Annotated in this window: 14 protein-coding genes; 6 read left to right on the top strand and 8 right to left on the bottom strand. The window is 45.0% G+C overall.

Annotated elements, in window-relative coordinates; translation table 11 throughout:
* The 6 genes from VMW01_17045 to VMW01_17020 form a co-directional block, all read right to left on the bottom strand.
* Positions 1-939, bottom strand: a 939-nt coding sequence (locus tag VMW01_17045) for a SpoIID/LytB domain-containing protein (protein HUW07949.1), incomplete at its 3' end; no start/stop codon positions are given.
* Between the two features lies 1 nt (position 940).
* The gene (lpxB, locus tag VMW01_17040; GenBank protein ID HUW07948.1) at positions 941-2,071 is read right to left on the bottom strand and encodes a lipid-A-disaccharide synthase; all 1,131 of its coding nucleotides are present in this window, start codon (positions 2,069-2,071) and stop codon (positions 941-943) included.
* A 15-nt stretch (positions 2,072-2,086) separates the two neighbouring features.
* A complete protein-coding gene (locus tag VMW01_17035; protein HUW07947.1) occupies positions 2,087-2,380 on the bottom strand; it encodes a hypothetical protein in 294 nt (97 codons plus the stop codon).
* A complete protein-coding gene (gene surE, locus VMW01_17030) occupies positions 2,364-3,164 on the bottom strand; it encodes a 5'/3'-nucleotidase SurE (GenBank protein HUW07946.1) in 801 nt (266 codons plus the stop codon). The genes VMW01_17035 and surE overlap by 17 nt, the downstream gene beginning before the upstream one ends.
* A 94-nt stretch (positions 3,165-3,258) precedes the next feature.
* Entirely contained in the window at positions 3,259-3,660 is a 402-nt protein-coding gene (locus VMW01_17025; GenBank protein HUW07945.1) for a hypothetical protein, read from the bottom strand.
* Positions 3,661-3,845: 185 nt separating this feature from the next.
* A complete protein-coding gene (locus VMW01_17020) occupies positions 3,846-4,421 on the bottom strand; it encodes a hypothetical protein (protein ID HUW07944.1) in 576 nt (191 codons plus the stop codon).
* 313 nt (positions 4,422-4,734) lie between these two features.
* On the opposite strand from VMW01_17020, the gene pheT reads away from it, so the two are divergent.
* Positions 4,735-7,185 carry a phenylalanine--tRNA ligase subunit beta gene (gene pheT, locus VMW01_17015; protein ID HUW07943.1) on the top strand — a complete coding sequence of 817 codons (2,451 nt, stop codon included), beginning with the start codon at positions 4,735-4,737 and terminating at the stop codon, positions 7,183-7,185.
* A 139-nt stretch (positions 7,186-7,324) separates the two neighbouring features.
* A complete protein-coding gene (locus tag VMW01_17010) occupies positions 7,325-7,828 on the top strand; it encodes an O-acetyl-ADP-ribose deacetylase (GenBank protein ID HUW07942.1) in 504 nt (167 codons plus the stop codon).
* Here VMW01_17010 and VMW01_17005 read toward each other — a convergent pair.
* Complete coding sequence (locus VMW01_17005) at positions 7,825-9,192, bottom strand: sigma-54 dependent transcriptional regulator (GenBank protein ID HUW07941.1); 1,368 nt, start codon at positions 9,190-9,192, stop codon at positions 7,825-7,827. The two genes, VMW01_17010 and VMW01_17005, sit on opposite strands and share 4 nt — an antisense overlap.
* Before the next feature lie 73 nt (positions 9,193-9,265).
* The gene (locus VMW01_17000) at positions 9,266-11,503 is read right to left on the bottom strand and encodes an ATP-binding protein (GenBank protein HUW07940.1); all 2,238 of its coding nucleotides are present in this window, start codon (positions 11,501-11,503) and stop codon (positions 9,266-9,268) included.
* Between the two features lie 235 nt (positions 11,504-11,738).
* Between VMW01_17000 and VMW01_16995 the strand changes: the two genes are divergently transcribed.
* From VMW01_16995 to VMW01_16980, 4 genes are all read left to right on the top strand, one after another.
* On the top strand, positions 11,739-12,335 hold the full coding sequence (locus VMW01_16995) for a hypothetical protein (protein HUW07939.1): 597 nt from the start codon (positions 11,739-11,741) through the stop codon (positions 12,333-12,335).
* A 388-nt stretch (positions 12,336-12,723) separates the two neighbouring features.
* Positions 12,724-14,100, top strand: coding sequence for a tryptophanase (locus VMW01_16990; protein ID HUW07938.1), 1,377 nt, complete (start codon positions 12,724-12,726; stop codon positions 14,098-14,100).
* 164 nt (positions 14,101-14,264) lie between these two features.
* Positions 14,265-15,641 carry an MATE family efflux transporter gene (locus VMW01_16985; GenBank protein ID HUW07937.1) on the top strand — a complete coding sequence of 459 codons (1,377 nt, stop codon included), beginning with the start codon at positions 14,265-14,267 and terminating at the stop codon, positions 15,639-15,641.
* Between the two features lie 97 nt (positions 15,642-15,738).
* A partial coding sequence (locus VMW01_16980) for a YicC/YloC family endoribonuclease (protein HUW07936.1) occupies positions 15,739-16,048 on the top strand: 310 nt, incomplete at its 3' end.

Here is a 16,048-nt window from a genome sequence, read left to right as displayed (position 1 = left end):
GCGCATCCGTGAAAAGGAGATGGAGTCGGAACCTACACGGTAGTATGCAACGCTTTTGGCCTGATTAAATCCAAGGCGGGAGGCTTTCAACGACTCTTTCCCAAAGCCTTTGGTGGCAAGATAGTCGGAAAAACTCTTTATAGGAATTCGCTTCTCCCAGGTGGCATTACGCTTCCCCAAGCAGTAGGGATCGTCAACGCTTACCAGATAGTAGCGCGCCTTGGGCCACACCTGCTCAGAGTTGGCAGTTTGTCCTCCACACGAGGAGTGAAATGCAGCAGTAATAAGGGTTCCTGTGGTATCCACCACCACCAGTCCTTTGGTTTCCTCCGCTGCCAGAAAGATATCGGGATTACGAGTCGAACGGCCCTTAAACGCTTGGCAGTGGACATCGTCGCAGAGGTTAAACCCTTCGGGAGCATGCTTGTCTGTATGCCCAAGAGCGTAGGTTCGGACCAGCAAAGCCTGAGCTTTGTAGAATTCCAGCTTAGCATTTGGCCCAGCCTCAGCTTCCACCACCCCGGCTACATACTTTTCCAACTCCACATGGTTTATCACCAACAACTTATCGTTTTCGCAGGTAATAATGGCATCGTTGTCGTACGATCGAGAAGCCAATTTGGGTTGCGTTGGAATAACCCGAAAGGTTCCATCGGTAGCCTTACTCACCAAGGCAACCGATTTGAATGTTCCAATGGGCGACATGGCAGTTCGAACCCGCACCATACCATCGGCCACCGAGAAGAAGAGCATCTCGCCTGAATTGATGGCTTGGGTAGAGGTGCTATCGAGAAGCAGAGAATAGCTACCACTGGGCACCAGCACTACGGACGAAATCGGTTGGGTATAGAAAAGAGCAATTCGCAGTGAATCGGTAATGGAATAAAGCTTTGAAGGGAGCAGCAAGGTGATAATAAAGAGGTAAAAAAGTTTTTTCATCTTAAGAAATTCGAGATTTTAATTCTTTCACCATTTGGGCGGCTACCCTATTGGCAACGGCTGGTTCGCCAAGCATGGAACAAAGGCTGGCATAGCTAGCAAGCATGGCATCACGGCTAGGTCCATCTTGCAGTAATAATCTTAGCTCGGAGGCTACGCTATCAAGCGTAAAATCTTTTTGAATTAGTTCTTTCACCACCTCCCTATCCATAATGAGGTTGACCAAAGAGATATACTTCACCTTCACAAACCTGCGGGCAATGGCTATGGATATGGCGGAACCCCGATAGCAAACCACCTGTGGCGTTCCTATGAGTGCAGCCTCTAGCGTGGCGGTTCCCGAAACCACTGCTGCAGCCCTTGCCAAGGCCAGCAGCTCGTATGTTTTACCAAAGACAACCTTAACATCGGTTCCTTCAAGAATGGGCTGATAGTCGTCAGCAGTAAGTGAAGGTGCACCCGCCACCACCACTTGGTAATCGGGAAACTCGGCTGCTAATTTGGCCATCGTTGGTAGGCAGTAAGCAATTTCCTGCTTTCTGCTGCCGGCAAGCAAAGTAATAATTGGCCGTTCGTCGAGACCATGTTCACGGGAGAACTGATCCTTGGACGGCACTAGCTGCAATTTCTGTGCTACGCTATCTACCAGCGGATTACCTGCATAAAAGGCATCTATACCAAAGCGTTTAAAGTATTCCGTTTCGAAAGGAAAAATGATAAAGAGCTTATCTACATTCTGCTGAATTCGTTTCACGCGGCCCTCCTTCCAGGCCCAAACCTTAGGAGCGATGTAGTAAAAAACTTTGAATCCTGCGTTATGGGCAAATTCCGCAATACGAAAGTTAAAACCAGGATAGTCGATGAGGATAACCACATCGGGTTTCCACGCAGCAATATCACTTTTGCAGAAACGGATGTTGCCCAATACCGTCCTCATATTCAGCAACACTTCCAGAAAGCCCATAAAGGCAAGTTCGCGGTAATGCTTAACCGGTGCTCCGGCCTCGGCAGCCATCAAGTCGCCGCCCCAGAAACGAATTTCGGTCTCAGCATCATGCTGTTTAATACCTCTTATGAGCATGGACCCATGCAAGTCGCCCGATGCTTCTCCTGATATAATATAGTATCGCATAGGTTATTTCTAACGCTAGAATATCAGTTGGCTGAGAAATACAATAATAGCCAAGACTATAGTTGCCCCTAACACCCCGCGGGCACTTTGCAACCTATCCGTCCAAATGAAAAAGAAGAATGGAATCAAGTTGGGATAAACGCATAGGCTCAACATTTTTGAAAGGATGTGATGCCCAACCATGGCTTTAAAGAAGAGGGGAAATCCTAGGCCAGGCTCGCGTATGAAATAGGTTGCAATGAGAATAATCGTGGGAAGAATTAGGCCAATGCCAAATCCCAACCTTGCAGAATCAAATTTTTTCTTCATGGATCGATTTTGTAAAAGTGGTTTCCCACGCTTTCATCCTCGTTAGCTCGTTGTAGTCTGTAAAATCTATCTTGATTGGAACTATGGAGATGTATCCGTTGTTCAGCGCCCACTCATCGGTATCGGTAGCCTCGGGTTCATCGTTATGAAAGTAACCGGTAAGCCAGAAGTAATCAACTCCACGCGGATCGGTCCTCTTCTCAAACTCCTCCTGCCACGATCCCTTGTTTTGCCGGCATACCTTGTAGCCGTTAATTTTATCAGCCGCCAAAACTGGAACATTCACGTTGAGGCACACTCCCTGCAAAAGACCTTCATGAAGCACCCTCTCGGCTATTGGCCGACAAAGTTCAACAGTTGTTGAAAAGTCGGCATTGTATGAATAATCTAGCAGCGAAAATCCAATGGATGGAATGCCGGAAAGGCAGCCCTCAATAGTTGCCGCCATGGTTCCAGAATAAACAATGCTGATTGAGGAGTTGGAGCCATGGTTGATGCCGGAAACCAGCAGGTCGGGCTTCTTATCGCTGCAGAGCTCGCTCAAGGCAAGCTTTACGCAGTCGGCTGGAGTGCCGTTGCAGGAGTATACAAGTAAGTTCTTTTCGTCCCTCACCTTCTTGAGGCGCAGCGGCACCTTTATAGTTATGGCATGGCTCATACCGCTGTTTCCCTCCTCTGGAGCCACCACCAGCACACGGCCCAACGGCCTTACCATCTCTATCAGAGCCTGAATGCCAGGCGCCTGAACTCCATCATCGTTAATTACCAAAATGAGCGGCATCATAAGCTTTCTCCTGCTTTTTGTATAAGATTTGCAAATTTAGACATTTACGGTTGTAACGCAAAACGTAGAAGGATGTTCCCGTTTGGGAGCTGAATTACCCCGCAGCACGCGGCCGAAAGAAACCATAAGAAATTCGTGGTCCAATCAAAAGAGTTACTAGCACTAAAATCCATACACGTCCCTGCAAAAGGTTGTAGTCGTGTAGCAACCTGGCCCATGGATGTCCCATAACGTAGCGTCCAAACCCAAATTCAAACATGATTGTAAGGCCAAGCCATAGCACACCAATGTACCACGCCTGTTTTGAGAAATCTATGCGCCACCTCCGCCCCAAGAGCCATAGGTAAAGAGCGAGTAGAACAATCAAGATCAATGTGGAGATCCAGTGAGCGGGCAAATCGCCAACCAACGATTTATAGCCCAACTCCCGAAAAGCACCGTTGGCAATGGCCACCGGAATAATCAAAAACCACGCTAGAAAATATTTCCAAACCATAAGGCAAAATTATTTTGAATCCGGACAATTCAATAGATCATAGAATTAATTAAAAATTAGAACCGACCAAAGGGAGCTCGGCGAAGCCAAATTAGGAAATTAGACCGAAGCGCTCCTAGAATATAAAAAGCGCTCCCAACCCCAAAAAGAGGAAGTTGAGAGCGCAGTTTACTAAAACCCAAATGTTACTTTTTTGTATTATTGGCAATGGCCGCCAAAGCGCGAATTTGCTCCGAAATAAACCGAGAGAATACCACAATTAAGAATCCATAGATTGGCATGGTAATAATGGATACTACACCCGTGCTAAGATATGGTATACCCAGCTGCATGCTTAAATAGCCGTTACTACCTCCCAAAAAGATGGTAGAGAGAAGCGCATAACCGCACCCAACAAGCCCCAGCCAAGTTCCAAACCACTCACCAAAAGTTTGAATAAAGTGAGAAAAAGCGGGGGTAGCTGTAAAGTCGTCGCCCTCAAATGAGGATACCCCAACCTTAGTGCGCCTGTCCCACCACTGCTGAAATCCAACCCAACCGGCAAACGCCAAGATAATCCAGAATAAAATGAAAACTAAAACAATCTTGCCCTGCATATCCAAAATGCCGATATCCACTGCTCTATACAGAACTGCCAGAGGTATTAATAGGCTAATAATGGCCATCACGATGTATAGCCAGGAAAATGGTTTACGAAAGAAATGCCCACCATCGATGTAGGCAAGGTAAGGTTTGATAAAGGTAAAGAATTTGCTTTCCATAGGTTGTTGTTTTAGGGTTCTACTCGTAAGGCTTTTCGATATCGCCCCGTTTTTTAAAGTGGTTTCTGAACTCCACACAACATTATCTTATTCGTTATATTTCAATAACATACATTTCAGCTAACCAAATTTACAAAATTTATTCACTGGCCTAGATAAAAAGTTAAAATCAATTTTGGAGGAGTGCTCAATACTTTGATAAATAGCTAATCACTTGAAGAAAATATGGCCAACAACCATTTACGTTCTGTGATTTTTCATACTTTTGCTTGCTGCAAAAAGATGAAGCGTAAAGAGAAAAAACTACAATATCATGAGAATATCGTACAGCTGGCTTAAGGATTACCTAAAAACGGAAAAGGGCCCGGAGGAACTTTCGAAAATACTTACTGCCATAGGGCTTGAGGTGGAATCGTTAGAAAAGGAGGAATCGGTAAAGGGAGGTCTTGAGGGCATAGTTATAGGTCGTGTGGTGGAGTGTGAGCAACATCCAAACGCCGATAAGCTGCACGTAACCAAGGTAGATGTTGGTGGTCCGGAGTTACTCCAAATAGTATGTGGAGCCCCCAATGTGGCAAAGGGTCAAATGGTTCCGGTGGCTACCATTGGCACCACGCTTTACAGTGGAGAGGAGAGCTTCAAAATTAAGAGGTCGAAGCTCCGTGGGGTTGACTCCGAAGGAATGATTTGTGCCGAAGATGAGCTAGGGCTAGGTGCCTCACATGACGGCATTATGGTGCTAAATCCCGACACCGCCGTGGGAACACGAGCTCAGGAATACTTCAACATTGAGGACGACTACGCCTTCGAAATTGGTCTTACCCCAAATCGGATCGATGCTGCTTCACACTATGGTGTAGCCCGCGATGTTGCTGCCTACCTCTATGCAAACGACGAAAAGTATCAGCTGCTCCTTCCCTCTGTTGATGGCTTTAAGATAGACAACACCAGCCGTCCAATAAAAATTACGGTGGAGAATGGCGAGGCATGTCCCCGCTATACCGGCATTACGGTTTCCAACATTACTGTATCTCCCTCGCCCGAATGGTTACAGAAAAAGTTGAAGGCTATTGGCCTCAACCCCATCAACAATGTTGTGGACGTTACCAACTTCATTCTACATGAGCTAGGACAACCACTTCATGCATTTGATGCGGATAAAATAAAGGGTAACCACGTTAGGGTTAGGACACTTTCAGACGGTTCACCATTTACCACCCTTGACGGTGTGGAGCGCAAGCTGCATGGCGAAGATCTCATGATTTGTAATGAAACGGAGAGCATGTGCATGGCCGGAGTTTTTGGTGGCATCGCCTCTGGTGTTACCGCTGAAACCAAAAACATTTTCCTCGAGAGCGCCTACTTCAACCCCGTTTGGGTGAGAAAGGCTGCACGACGCCATGGCCTAAGCACCGATGCTTCTTTTCGTTTTGAACGGGGCACCGACCCAAAAATTACCATCTACGCCATTAAGCGCGCCGCCATGCTCATAAAGGAGGTTGCCGGTGGCACCATCTCCTCCGAAATTGTGGATGATTACCCTGTTAATGTTGAAAACCAAAAGGTGGAGGTTAACCTCAACCGGATGTGCCGCTTCATCGGCAAGGAGATTCCTCACAATCAAATTAAGCGCATTTTCAAGGGGCTGGAGATGGAAATCACCGCAGAGAAAGGCGACGACCTCACCCTGTCGGTTCCTGCCTATCGTGTAGACGTAACCCGCGAAGCCGACGTGGTGGAGGACGTGCTACGCATTTACGGTTACAACAACGTGGAGATATCGCAAACCATAAAAAGCGCAATCACCACCCAGAAGAAGCCAGACAAGGGCAGAATTACCGACCTAGCCTCAGAATTTCTTAGCGCAAATGGGTTTAACGAAATTATGTCGAACTCGCTAACCAAAGCGGCATACTACGAAGGGCTTCAAACATTTAAGGAGGAAAATACCGTAAATATTGTTAATCCGCTCAGCTCCGACCTGAATGGTATGCGACAAACACTGCTGTTCAATGCGTTGGAAGCCGCTATTTTCAATATCAACAGGCGCAATACCGATCTTAAGCTTTACGAGTTTGGCAACTGCTACTCCTATATCAAGAAGGAAAGTGATAACGCCCTAAGCAGCTATAATGAGGATTTCCGACTGGGTATGCTGGTTTCGGGTAATCAAAATGTGGCCAGCTGGAATCTAAAGGCAGAGCCAACCAACTTCTTTGTGCTTAAATCTTATGCCGAGAAACTCCTTGAGAAATTTGGGGCCCATATCGAAAAGGGCTCTGTTGAAGATATCACAAACGACCTTTACTCCGATGGTCTTACATACCGTATGGGAGAAAAGGAACTTTTCACCATTGGGAAGGTCCACCCCAAGCAGCTCAAGCAGTTCGACATCAAGCAAGATATTTACTTTGCCGAAATTCGCTGGGACTTGGCCGTAAAACTATTTGGAAGAAATACGGTATCCTACACTGAAATTCCAAAATTTCCTGAGGTTAAACGTGACCTTGCCCTACTCGTTGATACCAATATCACGTTTAAAACGCTAAAAGATATCGCCTTACGTGCAGAACGAAAGCTGCTTAAGTCGGTTTCTCTTTTCGATGTTTACGAGGGTGAGAAGCTGGGCGCAGGCAAAAAATCCTACGCGTTGAGTTTTATTCTTCAGGACGAAACAAAAACGCTCACCGACGCTCAAATCGATAAAATAATGACAAGCCTGATTACTGCCTACCAAAAGGAGGCAGGCGCCATGCTTAGATAATATCTGGTTCAATAACCATGTAGCAGAGGCCGGGAAAACATCCCGGCTTTTTTTATTTAAAGGAGAAAAGCACATATTCCCGCACAAAAATCTTGAAATTCATTTCGCAGCTTCCTACCTTTACACAAAACACCTCGCCATGAACCTAAAAGTTATTAAGGCCGATATCACGCATTTGGATGTTGAAGCTATTGTAAATGCAGCCAACAGTTCACTACTGGGTGGTGGCGGAGTTGATGGCGCAATTCATCGGGCTGCAGGTCCAGCGCTACTGGAGGAGTGCCGGTTGCTCAATGGCTGCCCAACAGGTGAGGCTAAGATTACCAAAGGCTATAAGCTTCCAGCACGCTTTGTTATTCATACCGTAGGACCAGTTTGGAAAGGCGGAGGTAACAATGAACCTGAACTGCTAGCAAACTGCTATAGAAATAGTTTGGAGATTGCAAGGGGCATGAGCCTAAGATCCATTGCGTTTCCAAACATAAGCACCGGCGTGTATGGCTATCCTAAAGCTGAGGCAGCCAGCATTACCATCGATACGGTTAAGGAATTTTTCCGAACTAACCCTCTACTCGACTTGGACGTCACCTTTGTGTGCTTCGACAACGAAAACTTTGAATTTTACTCGCTCCTGCTGAGTTAGAATATCAAGTTGTACTTTTCCATTCTACGGTCGAGAGCCTGCCGGGTAATATTCAGCAGCTGTGCTGCCTCCACCTTCTTGTAGTCGGTTTTTTCAAGCGCGCGTATAATGGTCTTCCTTTCCAGCTCATCGAGGTCAAAAACTTCCTCTCCCGAGGTAAAATTCTCCTGTAGCACCTCGCCAACAGCAAAGTCGCGTGAGCGCAACCGCTTCCCGTCGCTAAGAATAATAGCTCGTTCTACCATATTGCGCAGCTCCCTTACATTCCCGGGAAAATCGTATTGGTTCAAGAGCTTGTAAATTCCAGAATCAACCTCCGGCAGGTTCTTATTGAACTTGCTGCTATAATATCCAAGGAAGTGATTTAGCAAAATGGGAATATCCTCCCTACGCTCCCTTAGAGGTGGCATATTGATTATGAATGAATTAAGGCGATAGTAAAGGTCAGCACGAAACCGATGCTCATCCACCAGCTGGGCAATATTTTTATTAGTTGCCGCCAGTATTCTTGTATCAACGTCAATTTCAATGTGTGAACCTATCCGCTGCACCTTTCTATCTTCGAGAACCCGCAGCAACTTGGCCTGCATTTGGGGCTGCATCTCCACCACCTCATCCAGAAAAAGGGTACCGCCATTGGCAATCTCAAACCAGCCAATCTTATCCTCCATAGCACCTGTGAAGGCACCTTTTTTATGACCAAAAAACTCGCTTTCGAAAAGAGAATCAGGTATGGCTGAGCAGTTTACAGGGCAAAATATATTCTTCTTCCGGCTACTTAAGTAATGAATTCCGCGCGCCACCAACTCCTTACCAGTTCCGCTTTCACCGGTTATGAGGACAGAGGTGGTATCGCTTTTGGCTACCTTCTCCATTAGATCCACGGCTCTTCGTATGGCAAGGCTATTTCCCATAATCTGGCTACCCACGCTATCATGTAACTCTCTTGACAGCAGAGAATAACCTAGATTTGCCTCCTTTAAGCGGTTGCTCAGCTCCACAAAACGACGACTTCGTTGGATGGCTGCCTTCATATCGAGAAGCCTAAAGGGTTTGGTAAAGAACTCCATAGCACCAAGTCGCATGGCCTGAATTACCGCCTCCATATCGCCATGCCCCGTAATCATAATTACTTCCGCATGGTCGTTATTCTCCTTTATCTTTTTTAGAACCGAAAGCCCGTCCATTTCAGGTAACTGAAGGTCGAGAATGATAACGTCGATAATCTCCTCCTCCATAATTGCAAAAGCCCTTGAAGGCCGCTCTGCTTCAAAAAGGCTATACCCATCCTCGGTCAAAAACTCCAATATCTCCTCGCGAATAGCTTTCTCATCGTCAAGTACAAGAATCGATAGATCTTTCATGCAAATCTTATTTTAGTGGCTTCATCGACCAATTTTAACTTTCTATGTTAGTGCCGCCTCAGGGGGTCATCTCTCAGCTTGAAATGGGCAACATTACCCGCATCCGAGTATACTCATTAGGTTTAGACTCAACCCACAGCTCACCAAGCATATCCTTCACTATGCCATAGGTAATGGAAAGACCCAAACCCGTTCCCTTGTCCTCCTTTTTGGTGGTGAAGAAGGGATCAAATATTTTATCCAAATGTTCATGTGGAATTCCGATTCCGTTGTCCCACACTACCACCACTGCAACACCTTCCTCCATGTAGGTTTGAATTTTTACGCTCTTTACATACCCCTTTACATCGGCTCGCTCCCGCTCCTCCACTGCATGTATGGCATTAGAAAGCAGGTTGAGAACCACCTGTTCAATACGGTATGCATCACCCAGCACAAAACCATCAATGGTTCCAAGCACCACCTCCAGGTCAATTGCATGCTCTTCCATCTGTGCGGAAATCATTAGAAGGGCATTGCTCACCACCTCATTTACGTTAATCTTGCCAAAGAGAACCTGCCTTTGCGATCGCGAAAATGTGCGGGTATGCTCAATAATTTTTTTTATGCGATCAACATGCTTGAAAAGGCTATCAATTTTCTTATTCAAGTAGTCGTTGGAAAGGTGGCCCTCCAGTAGCTTCAGCTGAATATTGTCCAAGCCCATAGAAATTCCTCCCAGTGGCTGGTTAATCTCGTGCGCAATGCCAGCCGCTAAGGTTCCCAGCGACTCCAACTTCGATTTTTGCGCCAGAAGTTCTTGCTGCTGTTCCTGCTTGCGAAGTTCCTCCACCAGCCGTCGCTCCAAATTTTTATTCAACTCAGTAATGCGATGCTCATTCTCCCTCTGTTGCTTCACCTCCTTCATCTTACTCCTATAGCGTAGAAACAGAATAAGGAAGAGAAAAATTACAGCGGTTATGGCTAGAATAAGATAGAGTCGCTGGAATTGGCTATGGGCAATCTGCAGCCGCTGAATCTCTGAGTTCTGTCGGAGAATTTTGTTCTCCTGATCCTTCTGAGAGATTTCGTAAAGCATTTGCAAGCGAGCGAGCTTGTCACCTGATTGCTCACTGTAAATACTGTCGCGAATTTCAGACCACAACTTATGAAATTCGAGTGCTTGGGGAAACTTCCCCTCCTTCTCGTACACTAAGGAAAGCGACAAATAAATCTCGGATACTGTTTGGTTTAAATTATTTTTCTTTGAGATTTCAAGGGAATGGTTAAGAAGCTGTAACGCACGCTTAGTATTGCCTTCGGCATTCATTATTCTAGACGAGAGAACGTATGTATTAACTAAATCGCGATAGCTCTTCTCTTTAGCAAAAAGTTCGCTAGCCTTTTCATAGCGCTCCAACGCCTTGGCATAATTCTTTTTTACGAAGAAGATGTCGCCTTCACTAGCATACACACGAGCCAACTCCTTAACAAAATTAGGTTTACTTGCGAGTGCAAATGCGGTATCAAGTGGCCCCGATGCTTGTGTATAATTTTGCTGCGCAAATAGCAGATTGCTCTTTTGAATTAGCAGCGACACCATTTTTAGTGTATCCCTCAACTCCTCGGAAACAGCATAAACCTGCTGAAGGGTTTCCCCTGCCAACGCATATTCCCTAAGCCCTTTCTGAGAGTTGGCCAACGTAATTCCAGCCTTAATCAGTAACTCAGCAGTACCTTGATGACGCTTATTGTATAACGATAAAGCCAGCGTGTAGGCCAGCTGGCCATATTTGTTCGACTCCTTTATCCTTCCATAATTGAGGGTAAGCATCGCCATTTGAAGGTAAGCCTTAAGCAAGCTAACGCTTCTGTCACTAACCTGATAGGCAGAAATTGCTTTTAGAATAAAGTTGTGCGAAAGTTCATAGTTGTTTTCATCGGAATAAATGGTGCCAAACACCAAGTTTACCTTTCCAATATCTTCATTACGTCCAAGTTTTTCATATAGTGCCAATGCACGTTGCAAATACCTGATTCCGTTCTCAAAAGAATTATTTTTGACACTTGAAACACCCATACTAAGGAGCGATGCCGCTTCGGATTCCTGAGACTTAATGTGCTTAGAAACAACCAATGCCTTAAGTCCATACTCTAAACTTTTAGCCGGGTCTTGGTTAAGTGTAGAGTCTGCAAACTTAAGCAGTAGCTCAATTCTTTTATTTCCAGAAGAGTGAGCCAACACCTTCTCAAAGGAGTCTGTTGACTGCGACTTCCCCAGATAGATGCTTGTAAGAAAAAACGTTAATATTAAAAACCAAGTTCTCTTCATACATCACAAATACATTGTGAAAGGTAGCAATTTTTGCATAAGAGGAAAAGCAACTTAAGGCAGATTGGTGGTTTTCTTGCTATAAATCAAGAGTTACAAAAGTAATTACCACCCAAAAAACTACAATTAGATCCAACTTTAAAGGAACATACCAGGTCACAGCTAAAAAGATACGAATAACCACTACCTTTTGAGCTAAACTTCATACATTTAACCATGTAAAAAAACATAACCTATGAAGAAAACTTATTTTACCCTTTTTGTGGGGCTCCTGCTGGCCTCTTGTGGCCAAGTAGAAAAAAAAGCGGCAACAGCCAATGTTGGTCTTAAAGAAACACTAAGCATCGACAGCCTTATCAAATATCCTGAAGCATTTGTGGGGAAAGAGGTGACCATAAAAGGTCACGTTTTCCATACCTGTACCGAAACTGGTAAGCGTATGTTTGTGTATGGGTCGAACAGTGATTCTACCATCAAGGTGGTTGCCAGCGACTCCGTAAAAATATTTGATAAATCGTTGGAAGGAAACGACGTTCTAATAAAGGGGGTTGTTGAGGAGCAAAGGATCGATCCAGCGTTTATTGCAAAAATGGAGATGGAGGCGAAAGATAACGAAGCCAAGAATGTAGATAAAAAAGAAAAAGTTGCAGGCAATAGGCATATACACGAAGGAGAAACCACAATGAAACAAGCAAACGCTTTGAAGGCAAGACTCAAGGAGAGCGGAAAGGAATATCTTTCGTTTTATTCATTCGTGGCACATAAGCTCGAACAATGTAGCGCTGAAGCTAAACCGGAGGTTGAATCCAGTGGAGACAGCACGACCAAATAATCTCGACCCATTTTTATATTCAGAAAGGCCAGTAAACTCTGGCCTTTTTTTTATGCTTATTACTTTTTATTGGCAAAATAATTCTTTACAACATTCAAATACTTAAATTTACGGTTCTAAAAGCAGTGCAAATATTCCTACCATTTGTAACTTTGCAACATTAATTTAGGGTAGATTATTTGCTACCAATTTTTAAAATACTGCAACGCATGAACTCGCCAACGACCTACCTGAGGCTTAATTTTGTGGCAAAATACAACTTTGTTAACGTCAAACGACGCGACACCTTTCCCCTTTAAGGCAAAGCAGCTCTGCTTTTCCGCTTTCCCAAAATTCGATGCCTTTTGGCAATAATCCTTTATGCAGTTACAAAAAAACACCAATTAACATGGAACTTCCTTTTTCAGAATCATACAAGATAAAAATGGTTGAACCCCTCCGTAAGAGCACTCGCCAAGAGAGGGAACAATGGATAAAAGAGGCTAAATACAACCTTTTTAATCTCCGTAGCGAACAGGTATTTATCGACCTTCTCACCGACTCCGGAACAGGAGCCATGAGCGACCGTCAGTGGGCAGCCATTATGATGGGCGATGAGAGCTATGCAGGTGCCTCTTCATTTTACAATTTAAAGAATGCCATTAAGAACATTCTTGGCTTCGAATACTTCATTCCAACGCATCAAGGACGTGCGGCCGAGAATGTGCTATTTTCCGCTCTTGTGAAAGAGGGCGACTTTGTGCCAGGCAATTCCCACTTCGACACCACCAAAGGGCACATTGAGTTTAGAAAGGCTCATGCCGTAGACTGCACTATTGACGAAGCAGGCAACACCGAACTTTACCATCCATTCAAGGGCAACGTTGATCCAAAAAAGTTAGAGAAATTCCTTTCCGAGCATAGCCAAAAAGTTCCGTTTGTGATTGTTACGGTCACCAACAACACAGCTGGTGGACAGCCCGTATCGATGGAGTGCCTTCGTGAGGTAAAAAGCATTGCCACTAAGTATGGCAAAATGGTGGTTTTTGACTCTGCTCGCTTTGCAGAAAATGCATACTTCATCAAGATGCGGGAGAAAGGCTATGAACACAAATCGATAAAGGAGATTGTGCAGGAGATGTTCACCTATGCCGATGCTATGACCATGAGTAGTAAGAAGGACGCCATTGTAAACATGGGTGGTTTTATTGCCATGCGAAGCCAACAGCTGCACCGCGAGTGTTCGGTGTTCAACATCATGTTTGAAGGATTTATCACCTACGGAGGAATGTCGGGTCGAGATATGAATGCGCTCGCCGTTGGCCTAGACGAAGGCACGGAGTTTGACTACCTCGAAACACGAATTAAGCAAGTGGAATACCTTGGCAACCGCCTCCAGGAGTTTGGCATACCGTTCCAGTTTCCTGCTGGTGGCCATGCCATTTTTGTGGATGCCAACAGGGTGTTACCCAATCTGCCAAAAGACCAATACCGTGCACAAACACTTGCCATTGAACTTTACCTTGAGGCTGGCATACGTGGTGTGGAGATTGGAACTCTTCTGGCCGACAGAGATCCCGAGACACGGGAAAATCGTTACCCACAGCTCGAACTACTGCGCCTCGCCATTCCGCGCAGGGTATATACCAACAATCACATCGATGTTGTGGCCGTGGCCTTAAAAAATGTTTTCGACAGACGGGAAACCATTACCAAGGGTTTGCAAATTATATGGGAAGCACCCATTATGCGGCATTTTACGGTGGAAATGGAGAGAACAAAATAGATTATATAACTCAATTTCATAAAACGGTGTCGGTAGGTGCCGTTTTTTTGTTAATAGCAGCAGCAAGTGAGAATATTGCAGGATTTATACCTTTGCTAGTAGCTACTTACTATTAAAAAGGGGTAGCGCGGTTTCACAAGGAAGCAAACAACAATTGCATCTTCATGAAAGATCTCACCGTAGGCAAAGAGGGTAAGCTAATACTGAATTTTGCCCTCCCCATGCTTGTTGGCAACGTATTCCAACAGACCTACAATATCGTAGATTCGATTATTGTTGGGAAATTTTTGGGCAAGGAGGCATTGGCTGCTGTGGGGGCATCGTTCCCCATTATTTATGCCATTATCGCGATGGTAATTGGCATTGGCAGCGGGGCCAGCGTTATTATTTCGCAATACTTTGGTGCAAAGGACTACCAAAGTGTAAAGAAAGCGTCCGACACCATCAGCATCTTATTAATGATTGCCGGAGTGGTGGTGGGAATTGTTGGCGTTCTATTTAGTAGAAGCTTGCTCCGGTTAGTTTTACTGCCAGAAGAACTCATACCCCAAGCACAACTTTACCTGAGCATCTACCTTGGAGGCATGGTGGTATTTTTTGGTTTTAACGGCATTTCGTCCATCCTCAGAGGTTTAGGCGACTCCAAAACCCCACTCTACTTTCTGATAATTGCTACCGTGTTTAATATCCTATTCGACTTTCTCTTTATTTTGGTATTTAAATGGGGGGTTGCCGGGGCTGCCATAGCAACGGTGGTGGCGCAGGGAGGTGCATTTGTTACAGCCATTATCTACCTCAACAAAACGCATACAATCCTGAAATACTCCATAAAAAAACTCTCCTTTAGCTGGCATATATTCTATCAGAGCCTGCGTATTGGACTACCTTCAGGTATTCAGCAAACATTAATCGCCGTGGGAATTGTAGCCCTCAACAGCATCGTCAACACCTTTGGAACCAACGTTATTGCCGCCTACTCGGCAGCAGGCCGTATTGACTCCCTTGCCGCCATGCCCGCCATGAATTTTTCGGCCGCCCTGTCGAGCTTCGTTGGCCAAAATCTCGGTGCGGGAAAGCTTGACCGTATTCGCAAAGGGCTGGCATCGACCCTCATAATGTCTGCCATCGTTTGTATTTTTCTCACGCTAGGAATAGTTACATTCGGTAACGAGTTGATGAGTCTATTTACAACCGATGGCGAGGTAATACGAATAGGTGAACAATATCTAATTATTGTCAGCTCATTCTACATACTCTTCTCTACAATGTTTGTTTTCAGTGGCCTATTGCGCGGTGCCGGTGCCACGTTAATCCCCATGTTTATAACTGTTTTATCGCTTTGGATTTTCCGATTGCCAGCAGCAATATTTCTCTCACATATAATTGGTGAACAGGGCATTTGGTGGTCTATTCCCATTGGCTGGGCCATGGGGTTGCTTGCCTCAATTGTATACTACCTCTCCGGAAAATGGAAAAACAAAGGGGTTATTTTACTGGACACTAGAGTTACAGAAACCAAACCCCATCTCTATTCAGAATAACAAAGTGGCGCTAGTTGGCCAATATCACCGATGTAGAAATTCCAACCTCGGATTATTTTGAAATATGTGCTAACTTTGAACCTTAAATTCTGAAGGCATGATAAAATCGATGACCGGATTTGGGCGTAAAGACTTAGAATTTCCCGGCAAGAAAATTACCATTGAAATTAAATCACTGAACAGCAAACAGCTAGATTTAAATCTTAAACTCCCCTCCTACTACCGCGAAAAAGAATTTGAACTTCGTTCGCTTTTGGCAAGGGAACTCGTTCGCGGGAAGGTTGATTTTTCCATTTACATCGATTTTGTAAACGACGAGAGGGAGAACCTTATCAACAGGGATTTGTTTGCGGCCTACCTCACCCAACTTAAACATTTGGCAAAAGAACATAGCATCAAGCTTAAGG

It is taken from the genome of Williamwhitmania sp. (genome assembly GCA_035529935.1).
Classification (GTDB): domain Bacteria; phylum Bacteroidota; class Bacteroidia; order Bacteroidales; family Williamwhitmaniaceae; genus Williamwhitmania.
Note: the sequence above shows the minus strand (reverse complement) of the source record. Positions and strands in the feature narration are given on the sequence as shown.

Excerpts from the sequence above, each read along its gene's own strand:
- lpxB (HUW07948.1), bottom strand. The coding sequence starts at position 2,071 with ATGCGATACTATATTATATCAGGAGAAGCATCGGGCGACTTGCATGGG.
- VMW01_17035 (HUW07947.1), bottom strand. The coding sequence starts at position 2,380 with ATGAAGAAAAAATTTGATTCTGCAAGGTTGGGATTTGGCATTGGCCTA.
- surE (HUW07946.1), bottom strand. The coding sequence starts at position 3,164 with ATGATGCCGCTCATTTTGGTAATTAACGATGATGGAGTTCAGGCGCCT.
- VMW01_17025 (HUW07945.1), bottom strand. The coding sequence starts at position 3,660 with ATGGTTTGGAAATATTTTCTAGCGTGGTTTTTGATTATTCCGGTGGCC.
- VMW01_17020 (HUW07944.1), bottom strand. The coding sequence starts at position 4,421 with ATGGAAAGCAAATTCTTTACCTTTATCAAACCTTACCTTGCCTACATC.
- pheT (HUW07943.1), top strand. The coding sequence starts at position 4,735 with ATGAGAATATCGTACAGCTGGCTTAAGGATTACCTAAAAACGGAAAAG.
- VMW01_17010 (HUW07942.1), top strand. The coding sequence starts at position 7,325 with ATGAACCTAAAAGTTATTAAGGCCGATATCACGCATTTGGATGTTGAA.
- VMW01_17005 (HUW07941.1), bottom strand. The coding sequence starts at position 9,192 with ATGAAAGATCTATCGATTCTTGTACTTGACGATGAGAAAGCTATTCGC.
- VMW01_17000 (HUW07940.1), bottom strand. The coding sequence starts at position 11,503 with ATGAAGAGAACTTGGTTTTTAATATTAACGTTTTTTCTTACAAGCATC.
- VMW01_16995 (HUW07939.1), top strand. The coding sequence starts at position 11,739 with ATGAAGAAAACTTATTTTACCCTTTTTGTGGGGCTCCTGCTGGCCTCT.
- VMW01_16990 (HUW07938.1), top strand. The coding sequence starts at position 12,724 with ATGGAACTTCCTTTTTCAGAATCATACAAGATAAAAATGGTTGAACCC.
- VMW01_16985 (HUW07937.1), top strand. The coding sequence starts at position 14,265 with ATGAAAGATCTCACCGTAGGCAAAGAGGGTAAGCTAATACTGAATTTT.